Origin of the sequence: Bacillus sp. F56 (genome assembly GCF_001748205.1) — a bacterium.
Taxonomy (GTDB): Bacteria; Bacillota; Bacilli; order Bacillales; family Bacillaceae; genus Bacillus; species Bacillus stercoris.
The window spans coordinates 342,066-364,055 of the sequence record NZ_BDFC01000004.1; the positions used below are offsets into that span (position 1 = coordinate 342,066).

The 21,990-nt window shown below is 45.7% G+C and carries 21 protein-coding genes and 3 other annotated features; of the genes, 18 read left to right on the forward strand and 3 right to left on the reverse strand.

Annotated elements, in window-relative coordinates:
* Window positions 1-104 precede the first annotated feature (104 nt).
* The 7 genes from BFW96_RS01875 to bacF all read left to right on the forward strand — a co-directional run bounded on the left by BFW96_RS01875 (window position 105) and on the right by bacF (window position 7,388).
* Window positions 105-1,343 carry an MFS transporter gene (locus tag BFW96_RS01875; RefSeq protein ID WP_014665803.1) on the forward strand — a complete coding sequence of 413 codons (1,239 nt, stop codon included), beginning with the start codon at window positions 105-107 and terminating at the stop codon, window positions 1,341-1,343.
* Window positions 1,344-1,494: 151 nt separating this feature from the next.
* Complete coding sequence (gene bacA / locus BFW96_RS01880) at window positions 1,495-2,109, forward strand: prephenate decarboxylase (protein ID WP_069838482.1); 615 nt, start codon at window positions 1,495-1,497, stop codon at window positions 2,107-2,109.
* On the forward strand, window positions 2,099-2,806 hold the full coding sequence (bacB, locus tag BFW96_RS01885) for a 3-((4R)-4-hydroxycyclohexa-1,5-dien-1-yl)-2-oxopropanoate isomerase (protein ID WP_014665800.1): 708 nt from the start codon (window positions 2,099-2,101) through the stop codon (window positions 2,804-2,806). The genes bacA and bacB overlap by 11 nt, the downstream gene beginning before the upstream one ends.
* A 2-nt stretch (window positions 2,807-2,808) precedes the next feature.
* The gene (bacC, locus tag BFW96_RS01890; protein WP_069838483.1) at window positions 2,809-3,570 is read left to right on the forward strand and encodes a dihydroanticapsin 7-dehydrogenase; all 762 of its coding nucleotides are present in this window, start codon (window positions 2,809-2,811) and stop codon (window positions 3,568-3,570) included.
* 18 nt (window positions 3,571-3,588) lie between these two features.
* A complete protein-coding gene (gene bacD / locus BFW96_RS01895; protein ID WP_040081504.1) occupies window positions 3,589-5,007 on the forward strand; it encodes an alanine--anticapsin ligase in 1,419 nt (472 codons plus the stop codon).
* Window positions 5,004-6,188 (forward strand): bacilysin exporter BacE, encoded by a 1,185-nt coding sequence (gene bacE, locus BFW96_RS01900; protein WP_069838484.1) that lies wholly within the window; start codon window positions 5,004-5,006, stop codon window positions 6,186-6,188. The genes bacD and bacE overlap by 4 nt, the downstream gene beginning before the upstream one ends.
* Window positions 6,189-7,388, forward strand: coding sequence for a transaminase BacF (bacF, locus tag BFW96_RS01905; RefSeq protein WP_069838485.1), 1,200 nt, complete (start codon window positions 6,189-6,191; stop codon window positions 7,386-7,388). It abuts the gene before it with no gap.
* A gap of 15 nt (window positions 7,389-7,403) precedes the next feature.
* On the opposite strand, the gene bacG is transcribed toward bacF, so the two are convergent.
* Complete coding sequence (bacG, locus tag BFW96_RS01910) at window positions 7,404-8,183, reverse strand: NADPH-dependent reductase BacG (RefSeq protein ID WP_069838486.1); 780 nt, start codon at window positions 8,181-8,183, stop codon at window positions 7,404-7,406.
* Between the two features lie 132 nt (window positions 8,184-8,315).
* Window positions 8,316-9,080 (reverse strand): hydrogen peroxide-dependent heme synthase, encoded by a 765-nt coding sequence (hemQ, locus tag BFW96_RS01915; protein WP_069838487.1) that lies wholly within the window; start codon window positions 9,078-9,080, stop codon window positions 8,316-8,318.
* A gap of 269 nt (window positions 9,081-9,349) precedes the next feature.
* Between hemQ and pta the strand changes: the two genes are divergently transcribed.
* From pta to BFW96_RS01935, 4 genes are all read left to right on the forward strand, one after another.
* Complete coding sequence (pta, locus tag BFW96_RS01920) at window positions 9,350-10,321, forward strand: phosphate acetyltransferase (protein WP_014665793.1); 972 nt, start codon at window positions 9,350-9,352, stop codon at window positions 10,319-10,321.
* 145 nt (window positions 10,322-10,466) lie between these two features.
* Window positions 10,467-11,366 carry a cysJI operon transcriptional regulator CysL gene (gene cysL, locus BFW96_RS01925; RefSeq protein WP_069838488.1) on the forward strand — a complete coding sequence of 300 codons (900 nt, stop codon included), beginning with the start codon at window positions 10,467-10,469 and terminating at the stop codon, window positions 11,364-11,366.
* 47 nt (window positions 11,367-11,413) lie between these two features.
* A complete protein-coding gene (ywfL, locus tag BFW96_RS01930) occupies window positions 11,414-12,259 on the forward strand; it encodes an octanoyl-[GcvH]:protein N-octanoyltransferase (RefSeq protein ID WP_014665791.1) in 846 nt (281 codons plus the stop codon).
* A 168-nt stretch (window positions 12,260-12,427) separates the two neighbouring features.
* Window positions 12,428-13,318, forward strand: a complete 891-nt coding sequence (locus BFW96_RS01935; RefSeq protein ID WP_069838489.1) for a carboxylate/amino acid/amine transporter — start codon at window positions 12,428-12,430, stop codon at window positions 13,316-13,318.
* 144 nt (window positions 13,319-13,462) lie between these two features.
* On the opposite strand, the gene rsfA is transcribed toward BFW96_RS01935, so the two are convergent.
* A complete protein-coding gene (gene rsfA / locus BFW96_RS01940; RefSeq protein WP_014665787.1) occupies window positions 13,463-14,242 on the reverse strand; it encodes a prespore-specific transcription regulator RsfA in 780 nt (259 codons plus the stop codon).
* A gap of 213 nt (window positions 14,243-14,455) precedes the next feature.
* Between rsfA and BFW96_RS01945 the strand changes: the two genes are divergently transcribed.
* The 7 genes from BFW96_RS01945 to BFW96_RS01980 all read left to right on the forward strand — a co-directional run bounded on the left by BFW96_RS01945 (window position 14,456) and on the right by BFW96_RS01980 (window position 21,962).
* A complete protein-coding gene (locus BFW96_RS01945; RefSeq protein WP_003222050.1) occupies window positions 14,456-14,680 on the forward strand; it encodes a YuzB family protein in 225 nt (74 codons plus the stop codon).
* Window positions 14,681-14,841: 161 nt separating this feature from the next.
* The gene (locus tag BFW96_RS01950; protein ID WP_014665786.1) at window positions 14,842-16,143 is read left to right on the forward strand and encodes an HD domain-containing protein; all 1,302 of its coding nucleotides are present in this window, start codon (window positions 14,842-14,844) and stop codon (window positions 16,141-16,143) included.
* A gap of 34 nt (window positions 16,144-16,177) precedes the next feature.
* Window positions 16,178-16,678: a YwgA family protein gene (locus BFW96_RS01955; protein WP_003227524.1), complete on the forward strand. Its 501-nt coding sequence runs from the start codon at window positions 16,178-16,180 to the stop codon at window positions 16,676-16,678.
* A gap of 111 nt (window positions 16,679-16,789) precedes the next feature.
* Window positions 16,790-17,260, forward strand: coding sequence for an Rrf2 family transcriptional regulator (locus BFW96_RS01960; RefSeq protein WP_069838490.1), 471 nt, complete (start codon window positions 16,790-16,792; stop codon window positions 17,258-17,260).
* Window positions 17,257-18,657, forward strand: coding sequence for an MFS transporter (locus BFW96_RS01965; protein WP_069838491.1), 1,401 nt, complete (start codon window positions 17,257-17,259; stop codon window positions 18,655-18,657). Before BFW96_RS01960 ends, BFW96_RS01965 begins: the two co-directional genes overlap by 4 nt.
* Window positions 18,658-18,711: 54 nt before the next feature.
* Window positions 18,712-18,945: a binding site (T-box leader), on the forward strand.
* Window positions 18,946-18,978: 33 nt separating this feature from the next.
* Window positions 18,979-19,200, forward strand: a binding site (T-box leader).
* Window positions 19,201-19,231: 31 nt separating this feature from the next.
* Window positions 19,232-19,453 (forward strand) — a binding site (T-box leader).
* 53 nt (window positions 19,454-19,506) lie between these two features.
* Window positions 19,507-21,423: a threonine--tRNA ligase gene (gene thrS / locus BFW96_RS01975; protein ID WP_069838492.1), complete on the forward strand. Its 1,917-nt coding sequence runs from the start codon at window positions 19,507-19,509 to the stop codon at window positions 21,421-21,423.
* A gap of 119 nt (window positions 21,424-21,542) precedes the next feature.
* Entirely contained in the window at window positions 21,543-21,962 is a 420-nt protein-coding gene (locus BFW96_RS01980; protein WP_003242889.1) for a MarR family transcriptional regulator, read from the forward strand.
* Window positions 21,963-21,990: the final 28 nt, after the last annotated feature.

A 21,990-nucleotide genomic window follows, 5' to 3' on the forward strand; every position in this document is an offset into this window, starting at 1 on the left:
AAAAATGTAAAGGTTTCGTTCGAATTGTAAATGATGAAAAAACAATGCTAAACTATAATACAACTTTATGATAAGAAGATTATGGAAGAGGTGGTTGAGAAAGAATGAACAGCAATCAAAACAATGACATCAAAACAAAACATCATTTTCCACTATTGTTAGCACTGGCTTTAACGATGGGGGTATTTGCGGCCGGATCAGAAGAGCTTGTGATCTCACCGCTGCTGCCGGATTTAGCAAAAGCCTTCAGCTCAGATGTCAGTGTCCTTGCATTATCTATCAGTATTTACGGCATTATGATTTTTATCGGTGCGCCGCTTTTGGTTCCATTAGGAGATAAATACTCCAGAGAACTGAGTTTATTGGCCGGGCTTATGATCTTTATCATAGGAACAGTGATATGCGCTTTGAGTCAAAATATCTTTTTCTTCTTTTTAGGCCGGGCGCTTTCGGGATTGGCTGCGGGAGCTTTTGTGCCGACCGCTTACGCCGTTGTCGGTGATCGTGTCCCTTATACATACCGGGGTAAGGTGATGGGGCTGATCGTTTCAAGCTGGTCGCTGGCGCTGATTTTTGGAGTGCCGCTCGGATCATTTATCGGCGGCGTCCTGCATTGGAGATGGACATTTTGGATTTTCGCCTTGATGGGCGTTTTCGTCGTCCTGCTGATTCTCCTTGAAATGCGCCGTCATGCCCAGCATCAAACAAGCGGCGAGGAAGAAAAAGAAGAGCCGGCAGGAACATTCCGGGATGCGCTGAAAGTTCCGCGTGTACCTGTTTATATCACGATAACCTTTTGTAATATGATTGGATTTTACGGTATGTATTCCTTTTTAGGTACCTATCTTCAGGACGTTTTTACCGGAGGAAACACAGCTGCGGGCTTATTTATCATGATTTACGGAATCGGGTTTTCCATGAGTGTCATTACAGGAAAGGTGGCCGACCGCATCGGAAAAATGCGCTCCCTCTTGATTGCGCTGGGGGTCATCAGCGTTCTGCTGGCATGTTTACCATATGCACCGGCGTCAATGTTTCTGTTAATTGTCAGCCTATTTATATGGGGATTAATGCAAAGCTTGACGGTGACGTTGCTCAGCACCATTTTGAGTGATTGCTCAGAGCGTCATCGCGGAAAAATCATGGTGTTTTACAGTCTCGCCTCGAATCTGGCCGTGACATTAGGATCTGCTTTGATGGGACCTGTCTATGTGGCATACGGCTATGCAGCCGTCGGATGGATTTGCGCCGCCATCACAGTGCTCGGATTTGTACTCAGTGTATTCGCATATAAAAAATACGGCAAGCATGAGCAGAAGGCCGATCAGTCCTTATCTCAATAAACAAAGTTTCTAAATTCCTATAATTAAAAACCCTTTTTAAAGGGTTTTTTTGTTTGTATGGGAATAATTATCAATATTTTCAAAAAACATTGACAGTTCAATTTCCGCTGGATAAAATTTACTTAAAATTTTAAAAGATTGGTTGGTGCTCATGATTATATTGGATAATAGCATTCAGACAAAAAAAAGAACTGATTCACTATCCAAACTCATTACAGTCAACACGCTCGGCCCTGAGGGGACAAGCAGTGAGTACGCAGCAAAGCATTTCATTTCCAACTTTACTCTTCTACAAGGGCTGAACAGTAAATTGTCCTTGCATGATACTTTTGAATCATGCATTGAAAGGACACTCCAAAGCCCGCTGGAATATACCATCGTCCCACACGCTTACGACGGCATTAAGCATTTCTACATGAGGCCGGATTTGCAGCTATTGCAGATCTTCAGGTGCGATACACCGATGTATGGCCTGGCTGTTCGTCCTGACTTTGAATTCAGAGACGATATGCTTGATATATCTGTTGTTGTTTCACATCCATCACCTATTAATTTAATCAAATATTTTACCCGCAAAGATGTACGTTTCAAACTGGTCAATTCGACCAGCCAAGCTGCAAGAAAAGTAAAAGAAGGCTTGTATGATATTGCCTTAACCAATGAGCTTGCAAGGCAAAAGTACGGGCTAACCTTTGTAAAAACATTCAAAAGCATTCCAATGAGCTGGTCATTATTTGGAAAAGGAGACATTGATGATGAAAACTAAAGAAGATATGCAGGAGCTTTATTTCCCGACTCCGAAATTAATTGAATGGGAAAACGGAGTGAGGCAGTATTCAACCGTACGAGGAGATACTGAAGTATTAATGTCTTACGTCCCGCCGCATACCAATGTTGAACCCCATCAGCATAAGGAGGTCCAAATCGGCATGGTCGTTTCCGGCGAGCTGATGATGACTGTCGGAGATGTGACAAGAAAAATGACAGCCTTGGAATCTGCCTATATCGCGCCGCCGCATGTGCCTCACGGGGCAAGAAACGACACAGACCAAGAAGTGATTGCTATTGATATCAAGCGGCTGAAAGCCGATGAAACGTATACAAGTCCTGAGGACTATTTTTTGGATATTTTCAAAACAAGAGACCTGCTGCCGGGCATGGAAGTCACGTTCTTTGTTGAGGATTGGGTAGAGATTATGCTTGCCAAAATCCCTGGAAACGGCGGAGAAATGCCTTTCCATAAACATCGCAATGAACAAATCGGCATCTGCATCGGCGGCGGCTATGACATGACGGTCGAAGGCTGCACAGTCGGGATGGAATTCGGCACAGCTTATTTCTGTGAGCCTCGCGAAGATCATGGTGCCATCAACCGTTCAGAAAAAGAATCAAAATCGATTAACATCTTCTTCCCGCCGCGCTATAACAGGGCTAAGGCAAAAAAAATGAAGGCGGATGAATAATCATGAACCTCACCGATAAAACCGTCCTCATAACAGGAGGCGCATCAGGGATTGGTTATGCGGCGGTTCAGGCTTTTTTGAACCAGCAGGCCAATGTGGTTGTGGCGGATATTGACGAGAAGCAGGGAGAAGCAATGGTCCGGAAAGAAAATAATGACAGGCTGCACTTTGTGCAAACGGACATTACAGACGAAGCTGCCTGTCAGCACGCTGTTGAATCGGCGGTCGATACATTTGGCGGGCTGGATGTATTGATTAATAATGCAGGCATCGAAATCGTGGCGCCCATTCACGAGATGGAGCTCAGCGATTGGAACAAGGTGCTGCAAGTCAATTTGACCGGCACGTTTTTAATGAGCAAACACGCACTCAAGCATATGCTGGCTGCCGGCAAGGGCAACATCATTAATACATGCTCAGTCGGCGGACTCGTGGCATGGCCTGATATTCCTGCCTATAATGCCAGCAAAGGCGGCGTTTTGCAGCTGACTAAATCAATGGCCGTTGATTATGCGAAGCATCAAATTCGCGTGAACTGCGTATGCCCGGGGATTATCGACACACCGCTGAATGAAAAATCATTCCTTGAAAATAATGAAGGCACACTTGAAGAGATCAAAAAAGAAAAGGCAAAGGTAAATCCGCTGCTGAGGCTGGGGAAACCTGAAGAAATCGCAAATGTGATGCTGTTTTTAGCCTCGGATTTATCAAGCTATATGACCGGAAGCGCCATCACCGCAGACGGAGGATACACCGCACAATAGAGAAGGAGTGTTTTACATATGGAGAGAAAAACAGTATTGGTCATTGCTGATCTTGGAGGCTGCCCGCCTCACATGTTTTATAAAAGTGCTGCTGAAAAATATAACCTGGTCAGCTTTATTCCAAGGCCTTTTGCAATTACAGCCTCCCACGCAGCTTTGATTGAAAAATACTCGGTCGCGGTCATAAAAGATAAAGACTATTTTAAGAGTTTAGCTGATTTTGAGCATCCTGACTCCATTTATTGGGCGCATGAGGACCATGACAAGCCTGAAGAAGAGGTTGTCGAGCAAATCGTCAAGGTTGCCGAAATGTTTGGGGTGGATGCCATCACAACAAACAATGAATTATTCATTGCCCCGATGGCGAAAGCCTGTGAACGTCTGGGTCTGAGAGGTGCCGGCGTGCAGGCTGCCGAAAATGCCAGAGATAAAAATAAAATGAGAGACGCTTTTAATAAGGCTGGCGTCAAATCAATCAAAAACAAACGTGTTACAACTCTTGAGGATTTCCGTGCCGCACTTGAAGAGATCGGCACACCTCTTATTTTAAAGCCTACATACTTAGCGAGTTCAATCGGCGTCACGCTGATTACGGACACTGAGACGGCAGAAGCAGAATTTAACAGAGTCAATGACTATCTGAAGTCGATTAACGTGCCAAAGGCGGTTACGTTTGAAGCGCCGTTTATCGCTGAAGAATTTTTACAGGGTGAGTATGGAGACTGGTATCAAACAGAAGGGTACTCCGACTATATCAGCATCGAAGGCATCATGGCCGACGGTGAGTATTTCCCGATCGCCATTCATGACAAAACGCCGCAAATCGGATTTACAGAAACATCCCACATTACGCCGTCCATTCTGGATGAAGAGGCGAAAAAGAAAATTGTCGAAGCCGCCAAAAAGGCAAATGAAGGTCTTGGCCTGCAAAATTGCGCAACACATACAGAGATCAAGCTAATGAAAAACAGAGAACCGGGTTTAATTGAATCGGCAGCCAGATTCGCCGGCTGGAATATGATCCCTAATATTAAAAAGGTCTTCGGCCTTGATATGGCGCAATTATTATTAGATGTCCTTTGTTTCGGAAAAGAGGCCGATCTGCCTGACGGATTATTGGATCAAGAGCCTTACTATGTCGCCGACTGCCATTTGTACCCGCAGCATTTCAAACAAAATGGCCAGATTCCAGAAACTGCTGAGGATTTGGTCATTGAAGCGATCGATCTGCCTGACGGGCTTTTAAAAGGAGATACTGAAATCGTTTCTTTTTCGGCCGCAGCGCCAGGCACTTCAGTTGATTTGACACTGTTCGAAGCTTTCAACTCCATCGCTGCATTCGAACTGAAAGGCAGCAATTCACAGGATGTCGCTGAATCAATCAGACAAATTCAGCAGCATGCGAAGCTGACGGCAAAGTATGTGCTGCCAGTATGAAACAGCTGAAGCCCAACTCTAAATACTTGCTTTACGGGCAGGCGCTATCTTTCATGGGAGACTATTGTGTTCTCCCTGCCCTGCTCATTTTGTCTACATATTATCACGATTATTGGGTGACGTCCGGGGTCATCGTGGTCAGAAGCATTCCGATGGTGTTCCAGCCGTTTTTGGGGGTTCTGGTCGACCTGTTAGACAGAATTAAGATCATGCTGTGGACGGATATTATCAGAGGCATCATTTTTTTGGGGCTCACATTTCTTCCAAAAGGCGAATATCCGCTCATTTTTCTGGCTCTGCTGTTTATTTCTTATGGAAGCGGCGTGTTTTTTAATCCGGCCCGTCTTGCCGTCATGTCGTCCTTGGAATCAGATATTAAAAGCATCAACACGTTATTTGCAAAAGCGACAACCATCTCCATTATCGTCGGGGCGGCTGCCGGAGGGCTCTTTCTGTTAGGCGGATCTGTGGAGCTGGCTGTGGCCTTTAACGGTGTGACATACCTGATTTCGGCATTTTTTATCAGCCGTATCAAACTGCAATTTGTGCCGATTCAATCTGAAAACATCAAAGAGGCCTTTCAGTCTTTTAAAGAAGGACTCAAGGAAATCAAAAGCAATGCATTCGTATTAAACGCCATGTTTACGATGATTACAATGGCTGTGCTGTGGGGAATTGTGTACAGCTATTTTCCGATTGTCAGCCGCTTTCTTGGTGATGGAGAAATCGGCAACTTTATCCTCACATTCTGCATCGGCTTCGGCGGCTTTATCGGGGCGGCGCTTGTCAGCAAATGGGGATTTAACAACAATAGAGGCCTGACGTACTTTACCGTTTTATCGATTGTTTCGCTGGCGCTGTTTTTATTCACGCCGATATTCGCTGTTTCTATCATCGCGGCGATCCTTTTTTTCATCGCGATGGAATACGGGGAAGTGCTTGCAAAGGTGAAGGTTCAGGAGAATGCGGCAAACCAGATTCAAGGGCGCATTTTTTCAGTAGCCGAAGCGTCTATCGGATTATGCATTTCTGTTGGTTCAATGTTAATCAACGTCTTCAGCGCTCCGGTCATTATGGGGCTGATTGTTGTGATTGTATGCGGATTGTTTCTGCATACGAAGCTTGTTAACAAATCGTTTTTGGAACGGGATAATAAAACGGAGCAAAAAGGAGTCTTTTAGATGGAAATAACACCGTCCGATGTCATCAAGACACTTCCAAGGCAGGAGTTTTCTCTCGTTTTTCAAAAGGTAAAGGAATTGGAAAAAACGGGGGCCCACATCATTAATCTCGGACAAGGAAACCCTGACCTTCCCACTCCGCCGCATATCGTCGAGGCTTTGCGGGAGGCGTCTCTGAATCCTTCGTTTCATGGATACGGCCCATTCAGAGGTTATCCTTTTTTGAAGGAAGCAATCGCTGCTTTCTATAAAAGAGAATACGGCGTGACAATCAATCCTGAAACGGAGGTCGCCCTTTTCGGAGGCGGGAAAGCCGGTTTGTATGTGCTGACACAATGCCTGCTCAATCCGGGAGACATCGCTTTAGTCCCGAATCCAGGCTACCCTGAATATTTATCAGGGATTACGATGGCGCGAGCTGAGCTTTACGAAATGCCGCTGTATGAAGAAAATGGCTATCTGCCGGATTTTGAAAAGATTGATCCAGCCGTGCTGGAAAAAGCGAAGCTTATGTTTTTAAACTATCCGAACAACCCCACTGGAGCTGTGGCTGATGCGGCTTTTTATGCAAAAGCGGCTGCTTTTGCGAAAGAGCATCATATCCATTTGATTCATGACTTTGCATACGGGGCGTTTGAATTCGATCAAAAACCGGCCAGCTTTCTTGAGGCAGAGGATGCTAAGGCTGTCGGAGCAGAGCTTTATTCATTTTCAAAAACATTTAATATGGCAGGCTGGAGAATGGCGTTTGCGGTTGGGAATGAAAAGATCATTCAGGCCGTTAATGAATTTCAGGATCATGTATTTGTCGGCATGTTCGGCGGGCTGCAGCAGGCGGCGAGTGCGGCGCTTTCCGGAGATCCGGAGCAAACGGAATCGCTGAAACGAATTTATAAAGAACGAATTGACTTTTTTACGGCGCTTTGCGAAAAGGAATTGGGCTGGAAGATGGAGAAGCCAAAAGGAACCTTTTACGTATGGGCTGAAATTCCGAATACGTTTGAGACATCTCACCAATTTTCCGATTACTTGCTGGAGCATGCCCATGTCGTAGTCACACCGGGCGAAATTTTCGGAAGCAACGGAAAAAGGCATGTCAGAATCTCAATGGTGTCGAAGCAGGAGGATCTGCGGGAATTTGTCATGCGGATTCAAAAACTGAACCTGCCGTTCGGGTCATTACAAGAAACATCCCGCTAAAAAGCGGGATGTTTTTTATATGCTTTTCATGCTGCCGCCATCAGCAGAAATTTGCTGTCCTGTGATGTAGGAGGCTTCCTCAGAGGCAAGAAACGCGGCGAGCGCTGCGGTTTCTTCGGCTGATCCGACCCGTTTCATCGGAATCCCGGAAGCGATCTGTTCCACTGCTTCCTGTTTGGATATGCTGTTTTTTTTCATCACATTTTCCACAAATTGCTGATAACGGTCCGTAGCGATAAAACCAGGGTTAAGGCAGTTGACTGTAATGTTGTGAGGAGCAAGCTGGATGGAAATGTTTTTACTGGCGTTAATTAAAGCGGCATTCATCATACTGTTTGTGAACATGTTGGCCCCGGGTTCTTTCCACAGATTTCCGACAATGTTGATGATTCTGCCAAACTCATTTTGTTTCATCAGTGAGGAAGCACGCTTGATAGCGTCAATATAGGCAACGGTCTTTTGTGTGAACGTGGCTGTCATATCCTCTATATTGCAGTTATCAAATGTGTCAGGCGCGCCGCCCGGTATATTATTAATCAGAACATCAAGCCGTCCGCATTGAGATTCGATTTCCTGAAAAATGCCCGCTCTCGTATGCTGGTCAGACATATCCCCCGCAAGGACAATGACGTTCGCCTCAGGATGCTTGCCCAAAATATCTTCTTTGACAGATTCAATATTATCCAAATTTCGTGAATTAATGATGAGGGAAAAATGCTGGTCTGCTAATTTCAGAGCGATTGCTTTCCCGATCCCTTGACTGGCTCCCATAACAAATGCGGTTCGTTTTGACAAATCACTGCACCCCTTTGAAAAAATTGGATTATTATCTACATCGTAAGAAAAAACAGAGAAAATAGCAAATTTTATTTAAATTCTGATAAAGGCGGATTGAAAAACTCCCGCCGAATAGGGCGGGAGGGGATATTATACATACAGGAATTGAGGAAGTGTATCAAGCGAAAGGTGATTGCCGACAAAGAATGAACCGAATTCGCCATAACGGGCGCTGACTTCGTCAAAACGCATTTCATACACAAGCTTCTTGAATTGAAGGACATCATCGCTGAATAATGTAACGCCCCACTCGTAATCGTCAAAGCCGACAGAGCCAGTGATGATCTGTTTGACTTTCCCCGCATAGCTGCGGCCGATTAAGCCATGGCTTCTCATCAAGTTTCTGCGTTCTTCCATAGAAAGCATGTACCAGTTGTCATTGCCGGATCTTCTTTTATCCATTGGATAGAAGCATACATATTTAGACTCCGGCAGTTCAGGGTAAAGGCGCGCGCGCACATGCGGATTTTCGTAAGGATCGCCGTCACCGCTTGCCAAGTAGTTGCTAAGCTCTACGACTGATACGTAGGAGTATGCTGGAATGGCGAACTCAGCAAGTCTTGATTTGTTGAATTCAAGCTCGATTTGATTTAATTCTTCCATTGTAGGACGAAGGATCATCAGCATAAAATCAGCTTTTTGGCCGACGATGCTGTAAAGAGTTTGCGATCCTTTTCCTTCTTTTTGAGCTACGCCCCATTTTTCAAGCAACCCGGTGAATTCGTGTATGATAGATTGGCGCTCATCACTGGACAGCAGCTTCCAGGATGTCCAGTCCATTGTGCGGAAATCATGAAGCGCATACCAGCCGTCAAGCGTTTTTGCCGCTTCATTCGTCATTTGCTGTTCACTCATTTATCTTCACTCCTATTATCTTTTCATGATTGCCTTCACTATACCATAGTTTATCCGATTCTACTGTGGAGAAACCTTGAACATCCCTTCCGTATAACTCCATCAAAATAGAAGAACCTATAAGGGAAGATTGAGTCACTTAAATTAGTTAGAAAAATAAGATTTTTTTATGAAAGCGCTATAATGAAAGTTGGCTGTTTGAATTTGATTGGAAGAAGAGTATGCTAGTAAAAGAAAGCGTTTTTGTAACTTTTTGAGGAGGTTTTATTGTGGCAGATTTATTTTCAACAGTGCAAGAAAAGGTAGCTGGAAAAGACGTTAAAATTGTATTTCCTGAAGGCTTAGACGAGCGTATTTTAGAAGCGGTCAGCAAGCTTGCAGGAAACAAAGTGCTGAATCCGATTGTGATCGGCAATGAAAATGAGATCCAAGCAAAAGCAAAAGAATTGAATCTTACGCTGGACGGCGTTAAGATTTATGATCCTCATACATATGAAGGCATGGAAGACCTTGTACAAGCATTCGTAGAACGCCGCAAAGGCAAAGCGACAGAAGAACAGGCTCGTAAAGCGTTATTAGACGAGAACTACTTCGGTACAATGCTGGTGTATAAAGGCCTTGCAGACGGACTCGTAAGCGGAGCGGCTCACTCAACTGCTGACACTGTCCGCCCGGCTCTTCAAATCATCAAAACAAAAGAAGGCGTGAAAAAGACATCCGGCGTGTTCATCATGGCTCGCGGAGAAGAGCAATACGTATTCGCAGATTGCGCGATCAACATTGCGCCTGACAGCCAAGATCTTGCCGAGATTGCGATCGAAAGTGCCAATACGGCAAAAATGTTCGACATTGAGCCTCGCGTGGCAATGCTCAGCTTCTCTACAAAAGGCTCAGCAAAATCTGATGAAACAGAAAAAGTAGCGGATGCTGTGAAAATCGCGAAAGAAAAAGCGCCTGAACTGACACTTGACGGCGAATTCCAATTTGATGCTGCATTTGTTCCATCTGTAGCTGAGAAAAAAGCGCCGGATTCCGAGATCAAAGGGGACGCTAACGTATTCGTATTCCCAAGCCTTGAAGCGGGAAACATCGGCTATAAAATCGCTCAGCGATTGGGCAACTTTGAAGCGGTAGGACCAATCCTGCAAGGCTTAAATATGCCTGTGAACGACCTTTCAAGAGGATGTAACGCTGAAGATGTTTACAATCTCGCATTAATTACAGCGGTGCAAGCACTGTAATAAAAATGAAGACGATGGCAGCTCTCGACTGAGGGCTGCCTTTTTTGCGCTTCCGTATAGCCTTCTTTACCAAGACGGATGATATGAGTACAATAAAGAAAATTAATCATAACCATATATTTCATTAATGACAGGGGTGGGGTTTTTGTATTACGACGTGCTGAAAACGTTTATAGCGGTGGTAGAAGAAAAAAACTTCACAAAAGCGGCGGAAAAGCTGATGATTTCCCAGCCCAGCGTCAGTCTGCATATCAAAAATCTTGAGAAAGAATTTCAAACCGCTCTTCTGAACAGGTCGCCAAAACACTTTACGACAACGCCGACAGGAGACATTTTATATCAAAGAGCAAAGCAAATGGTATTTCTCTATGAACAAGCCAAGGCTGAAATCTATGCGCATCATCACTATGTGAAGGGTGAATTGAAAATCGCTGCAAGCTTTACAATCGGAGAGTATATTCTTCCGCCGCTATTGGCCCAGCTGCAAAAGCTGTATCCAGAGCTGAATCTCGATGTCATGATTGGCAATACAGAGGAGGTCAGCGAGCGTGTGCGGATGCTTCAGGCTGATATCGGGCTGATCGAAGGACATACAAACGAGAATGAGCTGGAAATTGAGCCGTTCATGGAGGATGAAATGTGCATTGCCGCTCCCAATCAGCACCCGCTGGCCGGACGAAGAGATATTTCGATCAGCGACTTGCAAAACGAAGCGTGGGTGACAAGAGAGAAAGGCTCCGGGACGAGAGAATTTCTCGATCATGTGCTCAGTTCAAATGGACTTCGGCCGAAATCAATGTTCACCATCAGCAGCAACCAAGGTGTAAAGGAAGCGGTGATCAGCGGCATGGGACTCTCGGTTCTATCCAGAAGCGTGCTCCATAAGGATTTGATTCACCGCGACATTTCAATTCTGCATATTAAAGATTTCTCGTTAAAGCGCAAACTGTCTTACATCCATTCTCCTCTCATGGAGAATACCAAAAACAAAGAAATTTTTATTACGATGCTGAAAAGCAATTATCAATCGCTGCGACTGAAATGATATAATAGTTTTTGTTCATAAGCCTAACATGAAAGGGTTTTACATAGATGGCAAACCAACCGATTGATTTACTGATGCAGCCGAAATGGAGAGTCATTGACCAATCCAGTCTCGGCCCTTTATTTGATGCGAAGCAATCCTTCGCAATGGATGATACGCTGTGCATGTCTGTCGGAAAAGGCGTGTCGCCGGCGACAGCGCGTTCATGGGTTCATCACAATACAATTGTCCTTGGAATACAGGATACACGTCTTCCGTTTTTGCAGGATGGCATTTCCTTGCTGGAGAGTGAAGGATACCGTGTGATCGTACGCAATTCCGGCGGTCTTGCTGTCGTATTGGATGAAGGTGTTTTAAATATCTCTCTCATATTCGAGGACGAAAAGAAAGGCATCGATATAGACAAAGGATATGAAGCGATGGTTGAGCTGATGAGACGAATGCTGAAACCGTACAACGCAAAGATCGAAGCCTATGAAATTGAAGGGTCTTATTGTCCCGGCAGCTATGATCTTAGCATAAATGGCAAAAAGTTCGCCGGCATCTCCCAGAGACGCGTTCGCGGCGGAGTCGCTGTTCAAATTTATCTCTGCGCGGATAAAAGCGGCAGTGAAAGGGCCGACTTGATCAGACGATTCTACCTAGCGGCGCTGAAGGATAAAGAAAATGATAAAAAAGGCGTCTATCCGGAAATACGTCCGGAAACGATGGCGTCCTTAAGTGAGCTTCTGCAAACAGACATCTCCGTACAAGACTTAATGTTCGCTTTACTGACAGAACTAAAAGCGTTAAGCACCCATCTATACGCAGCGGGCCTGTCCATTGACGAGGAAATGGAATTTGAGAAAAACCTCGTCCGGATGGCTGAACGGAATGCAAAGGTATTTGGGTGAACGTTCTTCGCATGCCGGCTGTATATGCCGGCATGCATTTTTTATCTCAAGCGGCATTTTACCCCCAAAGATCTTATTTTCAGATAAATCCTTCTTACATACAGATAACCGTGACAAATAGAAAAACGATAAAATGACATTAGCATCCATATTAAAGGGGAGAGGCAGATGAAAGGGAATATTTACAGCCTTTTTGTATTGATTGCGGCTTTTTTCTGGGGGACCACGGGAACCGTTCAGGCGTTGGCTCCAGAAAGCTCCACACCGCTGGCATTTGGCGCGTTCAGGTTATTAATAGGAGGAAGCGCCATGCTGCTTGCGGTTTGGATCAGCCGGGAGCTTCACGTGAAAAATTGGTCATGGCCGCTCATATGTTTAGCCGCTGTTTGTATGGCGTGTTACCAGCCGCTGTTTTTCACAGCTGTTAAAGAAACGGGAATTGCGGTGGGAACTGTGATTGCCATCGGCAGTGCGCCTATCATTGCCGGGAGCCTTGAGTGGGCCGTATTGAAGAAACGCCCGCGAAACTCCTGGTGGATTGCGACCGTGCTGGCTTTAGCGGGCTGCTGGCTTCTTTTTTCCGACAGTTCCAATGTTCGGATTGATGTGGGTGGTGTTCTTATGGCGCTTGGAGCAGGTGCTTCTTTTGCGGGCTATACGCTCATCAGTAAAGCGATGATGAAAACCCAGCCTCCGCGAGCGACTTCCGCCGTTGTCTTTATGATCAGCGCCATCTTGCTGACGCCGCTACTATGGCAGTCAGATATCTCGTGGATATTGACCCCTAGAGGACTGGGAACGAGCCTTTACATCGGGTTAATTGCAACATGTGCCGCATATTTTTTGTTTGCGAAAGGGCTTACCGGGGTTCCGGCCTCGGCGGCGGTCACGCTGTCTTTAGCCGAACCTCTGACTGCTTCATTGCTTGGCGTGTTTTTCATAGGAGAAATGCTTTCGCCTTCCTCGTGGATTGGCATTGCACTTATGATGCTGGGGCTTTTGGTCATTTCTGCTGCGCCTCGGAAACATAAAACGGCCGAGGCAGCTCACATGTCTTAATAGATTCACATAAGCTTGGCCTCATTTTACAAGAATAGCTGATCCGGCTGCAAAATGAGGAAATCCTCTTTTCTCAACAGAAAAGGGGAATTTTGTACATGGCGAAAATCCCAAAACCGCTGCCCGTTTTGGGATTTCACTATGTTATTCTGCTAACTTTTCTAAATTGCCGTTCCTGTCCATTTTGAAGGACGGAGAGGCATGTTCATCTTCTTCAAATAAAACTAGCTTTCTGGCTCTGTTCATAATTTTCACCAAGGTTTCATAATCTTCTTGGATCGTTTTTTGGTCTTTTTCAAGCTTTTGAACTTCTGCCTCAAGCTGCTCCGTCTTGCTTTGCAATTCCTGATTTTCTTTCTTTAAACGTTCATTTTCCATTTTTAATGCTGATGATTGCTCGTTATTGCCTTCGTAATTCTGCAGGAAGCGGATCACATCATTCATCGTCATCTCAGGCGCAGCTGCAGGCGTTTGAGGAGACAATAAGTGTGATAGACTAGCTAACTCTTCCTTAAAGCTTTCATCAACAAAAGGCATATGTTCGCCAGACATTAAAGGCTGCTGCTCATTTTCGGCAGATGGTGCATCCGTTTTGACTGGTTCCTCTGCAGCGGTTTCTTGAATGATTTCAGGATCAACGGCAGGAGGCTGATATAATAATCTTTTTTTCGCAGGCTGCCCGTTTCCGAGCGCTCTCATCCGCTGTTTTCGCTGTTTCTTCGCAAGCTGAAGCGCTTTTTCATATTGATGGCGGACCACCGCGTTCCATCTGAATCCGCAGGCTGCGGATGTCCGGTTTAATTTATCGCCGACTTCTTCAAAGGCATTTAATTGAGTGCTGCCCTCTCTCACATGCCGAAGCACTGTTTCGGCTAAAAGCAGATCGTTTTCCTCTGACCAAGCGTCTTGTCGTTGTTTTGTCATTTATCTCAACTCCCATTTTTCTTTTCATGGTATTAGAATGTCCAGGTTGGAAAATATTTATACAAATTGGCTGAAAGAATAGGAGATACGAAGGATGGAGCGGCTTGCAGGAACAGTCGAATCCTTGTAAAATGAAGAGTGATGTGATTTTTTTGAAACGTGATTTTAGGTTATTCACATAGATGAACATAGAAATGAAGGGAAGCGTACGTCATGGCTAATGAATTTCGAGTGTGTGATGATTGCCAAGCCACTAATATCAAAACATTGCTGCCGCGTTTGAAAGAAGTGGACCCGGACGCAAAGGTTGAGGTAGGATGCCAATCTTATTGCGGGCCCGGACGGAAAAAATCATTTGCTTTTGTGAACAATCGCCCGCTGTCAGCTCCGACAGAGGATGAGCTGATTGACAAAGTAAAAAAGAAAATAAAAAAGTAAAAACATATTTTTTCTTAGCCTCGGCCCTCAGGTCAGGCTTTTTTGCTTCACAAGATGTGTTTTTCATGAAGATGGAACAAATCGCCGGGCAAATTCAAGGATGTTTTCAAAGAATAGAGTCGATATAATAGAAACACGGCTAAAAAAAAGAGGGAATGACGATGGCGTATCCAAATGGAAAATTATCAGAAGAAAAAGTGTTTAAAGATCCGGTGCACCGCTATGTTCATGTTCGGGACAAGCTGATATGGGATTTGATCGGAACCCGTGAATTTCAGCGTCTCCGCAGAATTAAGCAGCTCGGCACGACCTATTTGACGTTCCATGGGGCTGAGCACAGCCGGTTCAACCATTCTCTCGGTGTCTATGAAATTGTCAGGAGAATGGTTGATGACGTCTTTAAAGGCCGCCCTGAATGGGATGACAGTGAGCGCGAACTCTGTTTGGCCGCGGCGCTGCTTCATGATCTCGGGCACGGGCCGTTCTCGCATTCATTTGAAAAGGTCTTTCACCTTGACCACGAAGATTTTACAAGAGGTATCATTTTGGGAGACACGGAGGTTAACCAGGTGCTCAGAAAGGTGAGCCCGGATTTCCCCCAGGATGTTGCTGAAGTCATTGCCAAAACATATAAAAACAAGCAAGTGGTCAGCCTCATTTCGAGTCAAATTGACGCAGACCGGATGGATTACCTGCAGCGTGACGCATATTATACGGGCGTCAGCTACGGCCATTTTGATATGGAGCGGATTCTTCGTGTGATGCGGCCGCGCGAGGATCAGATCGTCATTAAAGAAAGCGGAATGCATGCTGTCGAAGACTATATCATGAGCCGTTACCAAATGTACTGGCAGGTCTATTTCCATCCTGTGACCAGAAGTGCAGAGGTCATTTTAACGAAGATTCTTCACAGGGCGAAGCAGCTGCACGATGAAGGCTATGTCTTCACTCACGCTCCGGTTCATTTCTATTCTATTTTTGAAGGGAAATTGACACTGGAGGATTATGTAAAGCTGGATGAATCTATTATTTTGTATTACTTCCAGGCCTGGGAGGATGAAGAAGACGCGATTTTATCCGACTTGTGCCGCAGATTCATTAACCGCCAGCTGTTCCAATACGTTGAATTCAATCCGAATGAAGAAATGTCGGCTTATTTTGAGCTGACGTCATTGTTCAAAGAGGCGGGGATCGATCCGAGCTATTATTTGGTCGTTGATTCTTCTTCAGATCTGCCATACGATTTTTACCGGCCGGGAGAGGAAGAGGAGCGTCTGCCGATCCATCTCTTGACGCAAAACGGCCAAATTAAAGAGCTGTCAAGGCAGTCGGCTATTGTGGAATCCATCTCCGGTAAACGGCGGACGGACCACAAGCTGTACTATCCAAAGGACTTGATTTGTGACGGCTCTAAACATCCGGAAGCGAAAATGAAAATCCGGCAGCTGCTGGGACTGACATAGAAATTGGAAAGAAGGAAAAGGAGATGTCGGGAATTTGTTGAAAGAACATGCAAAACTGATGAAGGTGTTCTCGGATTCTGGAGAAATCATCGGGCGAAAGAAGCTGCAGAAAATGATTTATATCGCCAAGAAAATGCAGTTTCCTTTCTATGAGAAATATGATTTTCACTTTTACGGACCATATTCAGAGGAACTGACGCTCCAGATTGAAGAGCTGTGCAACCTTGGATTTCTGCATGAGGTGAAGGAAAAAAAGGGCGGCTACTTTCAATACCGGTATTCGCTGACTGAGACAGGCTCCGCATTTTTAGACCATGCTGATCTGGACATGCCGGATATGAAAGGCTATATCGACAGTGTAAACAGCCGTTCATCACGGTTTTTAGAGCTGGTTTCCACGATCCTTTACTTTGACGGGCTTGAGGATGAGGAAAAGAAAGAAAAAGTCTTTACAATCAAAAGCAAGCAAAAATATACAAATGAAGAATATGACGAAGCGCTTCAATACATAGAGGAACTGAAGCAGATTTGTTAAGGATACCAAGCAAAAGAAATGAACCGTTTCTTTTGCTTTTTTTATTGACAAAAGCCGCTAAGGGATCTATTGTGGATAATAGTTATCCATAATGAATCGGGAGTGTGTATGATGAAAATGAAATCCGGGATGGAGCAGGCGGTTTCTGTGTTGCTTTTACTGTCACGGCTGCCTGTACAGGCTTCTTTGACGTCAGAGGCAATAAGCCAGCGATTGCGCGTGTCTCCGTCTTATTTGAAGAAGCTGATGAGAACATTGGTTCAAGCAGGTTTGGCAGAATCCTTGCCAGGGACGAAGGGCGGTTTTACCCTGACGAAGCCTTTGGCGGACATTACGCTTTATGATATTTATCAAGCGGTCGAAGGCAGAGGTTCGATGTATCAGGGAAAAGGTCTGCTGCAATCTGTATTCGAGGGTGAAAACTGTGTGCTGGAGACAGTCATGGCGGAAATCGAGGATAAATGGGCCAATCTCATGAGAGAAGAGTCCTTGCAGCATGTCATGGACAGAGTCGGGGAATTGTATGATCTTGAAAAAATAGATGATTGGATAAACGAGCAAATGAAAGGGCAATTGCAATGAAAAACAGCGGATCTTTACACAAAACAGATTCATCAACAGGAATATCTGTACTGATCGTGCTCGCTCTGGGTTTTCTCATGGCTACTCTTGATGTAACCGTTGTGAATGTGGCGATGGCGGATATGAAAAACACTCTTTCAATGTCACTTTCAGGTGTAACGTGGGTTGTGGACGGGTACATTCTTACTTTTGCGTCGCTTCTGCTGGCGGGCGGAGCCTTGGCCGACCGTTTCGGATCGAAGACGATCTATATCCTGGGTTTAGCTGTTTTTGTTCTCGCCTCTTGTCTATGCGCTGCATCCTTTAATGGGCAGATGCTGATTGCCGGACGTCTTATACAGGGAATTGGCGCAGCCTTGTTCATGCCAAGCTCACTCAGCCTTTTGGCTGCCTCTTACCCTGATGAACGGGCGCGGGCGAGAATGTTTGGACTGTGGGCCGCGCTTGTTTCCGCCGCTTCAGCCCTTGGGCCTTTTATTGGGGGTGTGCTGGTACAGTTGGCAGGCTGGCAGAGTATTTTTCTGATCAATGTGCCGTTGGGGGCTGCTGCGCTCATTTCAGCTTACCGAATTCTCAGCCGCGTCCCGGGAAAAACCGGCCGCGTGAACATCACCGGGCATCTGCTTGGCATGATGGCTCTCGGCTTTCTTTCCTATGCATTGATACAGGGGCCATCAGCGGGCTGGCGCTCGCCCGTGATTCTTCTAGCATGTACAGCAGCGATTTTGGCATTTGTGCTGTTTTTGCTGCGGGAAATTTCTGCGAAAACACCCATCCTGCCGGCGTCCTTATATAAAAACGGCCGTTTCTCAGCGGCCCAATTTATCGGGTTTTTGCTGAATTTTGCTCTTTTTGGCGGCATGTTTATGATGAGTCTTTTTTTGCAGGAAGCAGGAGGCGCAAACTCCTTCATGGCCGGAGTTGAGCTGCTGCCGATGATGGCGGTCTTCGTGATCGGCAATCTGCTGTTCGCCCGTCTGGCGAATCGATTCGAAGCCGGGCAGCTTATGTTTGTCTCAATGGCGGTCAGCTGTATCATTGCATTGCTGTTGTTTGTGCTGATTTCTCCGGATTTTCCTTATTGGCAGCTGGCGGTTTTGATGTCTGTCATGAACCTCTGTACCGGTATTACAGTTCCTGCCATGACAACTGTGATCATGCAGGCTGCCGGGCAAAGGCATGCGAACATTGCCGGTGCGGCGTTAAATGCAAACCGGCAAATCGGAGCTTTGGTCGGCGTAGCGATAACCGGGGTGATCATTCATCTGTCCGCCACTTGGTACGCCGGTGCCGGGTTTACATTTTTGATGATGGGGGCGGCGTACAGCCTCGCTGCATTGCTTGTATGGCTGTTTCTGGCTGCCCATAACGGGACTGCCGCGTCAGAAAAAATGTAAATCACTGATTGCGCTTTGTGGGAATATATAGTAAGATATAAAAAATTATTGAAACAACAGGCACTGATAAGGACATGAGATGCTTTTTACGGTTTCCAGAGAGGGAAGGGCCGCTGAAATCTTCCTAACGCAGAGAAAGTAGCTTACCGCCTTTGAGCCGTATCGGGGAAAACAAGTATCTGATACCGTCATGCTGCGTTACAGCATCTTCAAGCCGATCACCATGTGTAATTGAATTGATCGGGAATTTGGGTGGAACCACGGATGATCAACACATTCGTCCCTTTTAGAGGGATGGGTGTGTTTTTTTATATGAATTGAATACATGCAATGAAAAGGACATGAATGATAGTTACGGTTTTCAGAGAGGGAAGGAAAGGTGAGAGCTTCCCAGCTTAGGAGTATCATTTACCGCCTTGGAGCAGCATTGGGGAACTGAAGTATCCAATGCCGTCTATGCTGCGTTACAGCACCGAGCCGACAACATCGCGTTTGTCGGGAACTTGGGTGGAACCACGGGTTAATCACACACTCGTCCCTATCTGTGGGACGGGTGTGTTTTTTTATGAATTGAATATATGCGATGAAAAGGACATGAATGATTTTTACGGTTTTCAGAGAGGGAAGAAAAGGTGAGAGCTTCCCAGCTTAGGAATATCATTTACCGCCTTTGAGCAGCATTGGGGAACTAAAGTATCCAATGCCGTCTATGCTGCGTTACAGCACCGAGCCGACAACATCGTGTTTGTCGGGAACTTGGGTGGAACCACGGGTTAATGACACACTCGTCCCTATCTGCGGGACGGGTGTGTTTTTTTATATACAACAATGAATAAGGAGTGTTTTAAAATGAGTAAACATGTGCACATTCAGCTTCCGGACGGACAGATCAAGGAATATCCGAAAGGCATCACAATCAGGGAAGCAGCTGGTTCGATCAGTTCCAGTCTGCAAAAGAAGGCGGCTGCAGGTCAGGTCAACGGCAAGCTTGTTGATCTCAGTTTCAAGCTGGAGGAGGATGCTGAGCTTTCGATTGTCACACTCGATTCACAAGAAGGCTTGCAGGTGCTTCGCCACACATCAGCGCACGTGCTGGCTCAAGCAGTAAAACGGCTGTACGGCGAAGTGTCATTGGGGGTAGGGCCTGTGATTGAAGACGGCTTCTACTATGACATGAAGCTGGAGAAAAGCTTGGGATCAGGAGACTTAGAGGCTATCGAAAAAGAAATGAAACACATTATAAATGAGAACCTTGAAATCAAACGTATAGAGGTTTCTTACGAAAAAGCTGAAGAGCTGTTTGCACAAAAAGACGAGCGGCTTAAGCTTGAGATTTTAAAGGATATTCCGCGCGGGGAGGATATCACGCTGTACCAGCAAGGAGAATTCATTGACCTGTGCCGCGGGCCGCATCTTCCTTCTACAGGAATGATCAAGGCGTTCAAACTGACAAGAGTATCAGGCGCTTATTGGCGGGGAGACAGCAAAAATGAAGTCCTGCAGCGGGTGTACGGGGTTGCGTTTCAAAAGAAAAAAGATTTGGATGCGCACCTGCATATGTTGGAAGAAGCGGCAAAACGAGACCATCGCAAGTTGGGCAAACAGTTAGGGCTGTTTATGTTTTCTGAAGAAGCGCCGGGGATGCCGTTTTATTTGCCGAAAGGGCAGATTGTCCGAAATGAGCTGGAACGCTTCTCGCGTGAACTGCAAACAAATGCCGGCTACGATGAGGTGCGTACGCCGTTTATGATGAATCAGCGGTTATGGGAGCAGTCAGGCCATTGGGATCATTATCGCGACAATATGTACTTCTCAGAAGTGGATGATACAAGGTTCGCAATGAAGCCGATGAATTGTCCCGGCCATATGCTCATCTTTAAAAACAGCCTGTATTCTTATCGGGATCTGCCGATTCGCATGGCGGAATTCGGACAGGTGCATCGCCATGAATACAGCGGCGCTTTAAACGGAATGCTTCGCGTTCGGACGTTCTGTCAGGATGACGCCCATATTTTCGTTCGGGAGGATCAGATTGAGAGTGAGATTAAAGAAGCGATTCGGCTGATTGATGAGGTATATCGGACATTTGGTTTCGAGTATTCAGTTGAGCTTTCGACTCGCCCGGAGGATTCATTAGGCGATGACAGCCTTTGGGAAGCGTCGGAGCGTGCCTTAGCACGCGTCCTTGAGGAGCTTGGCCTCTCTTATGAGATCAATGAAGGCGATGGGGCGTTTTACGGGCCGAAAATTGATTTCCACATAAAAGATGCCCTAAAACGGAGCCACCAATGTGCGACAATTCAGCTTGATTTTCAAATGCCGGAAAAATTTGATTTAACATATATCAACGAACACAATGAAAAGGTTCGTCCCGTTGTCATCCACAGAGCGGTTTTCGGCTCGATCGACCGTTTCTTCGGTATTTTGATCGAGCATTACGGCGGGGCTTTTCCAGTCTGGCTCGCCCCGATCCAGGTTCAAATCATACCGGTTTCGCACGTACACTTGGATTATTGCAGAAAGGTGCAGGCGGAGCTGAAGCAGGCGGGGATAAGAGCCGGCATTGATGAGCGCAATGAGAAGCTCGGCTATAAAATCAGAGAATCTCAGATGCAGAAAATCCCGTACGTGCTGGTGCTTGGAGATCAAGAGGAGCAGGAGAACGCGGTTAACGTCCGCCTATTCGGACATCAGCAGAATGAACACGTTTCTTTTCAGACATTCAAAGATAAGCTTGTGAAACAGGTGGAAAATCGAGGCATGTAGGATAAAAGCTGTGAATTCACATTTTGCTTTTTTGACTTTCCCTATTCGGAATCAGTAAAATAATAAGTAAATCATATCGTTCGTATGTTATGAATGCATCTCGAAATGGGGAAATTGACATGGACCATGACAAACTGGAAGCAAATTTGCTGGATCACGCACTTACAAAATATTTGAAAAGCACGAAGCAATTAGATGAAGCCACCGTTCCGAAACACGTGAATAATGTAAGAGGATTTATTCTGCGGATCATATACAGACATGGGAGCTGCACCATAAAGGATATTTTGAAGGAGGTCACACTGTCTCCCTCTGCCACGACTACAGCTCTGAATCATTTAGAGCAGGAAGGGTTTATTGAGAGATCCAGAAATAATAATGACCGTCGCACTGTATGGATTACGCTTTCTGAATCGGGCCGGGGAGCGGCTGAACAAATGATCGAAAACCGCCAGCAGCTGATTGACGGGATGTTTGAACGTTTAACAGCCGAAGAGAAAAAGACGTTCTTGGCGATTATTGCGAAGCTGGCTCAATAGGGATAATAAAAGCCGGTGCGCGAAGCGC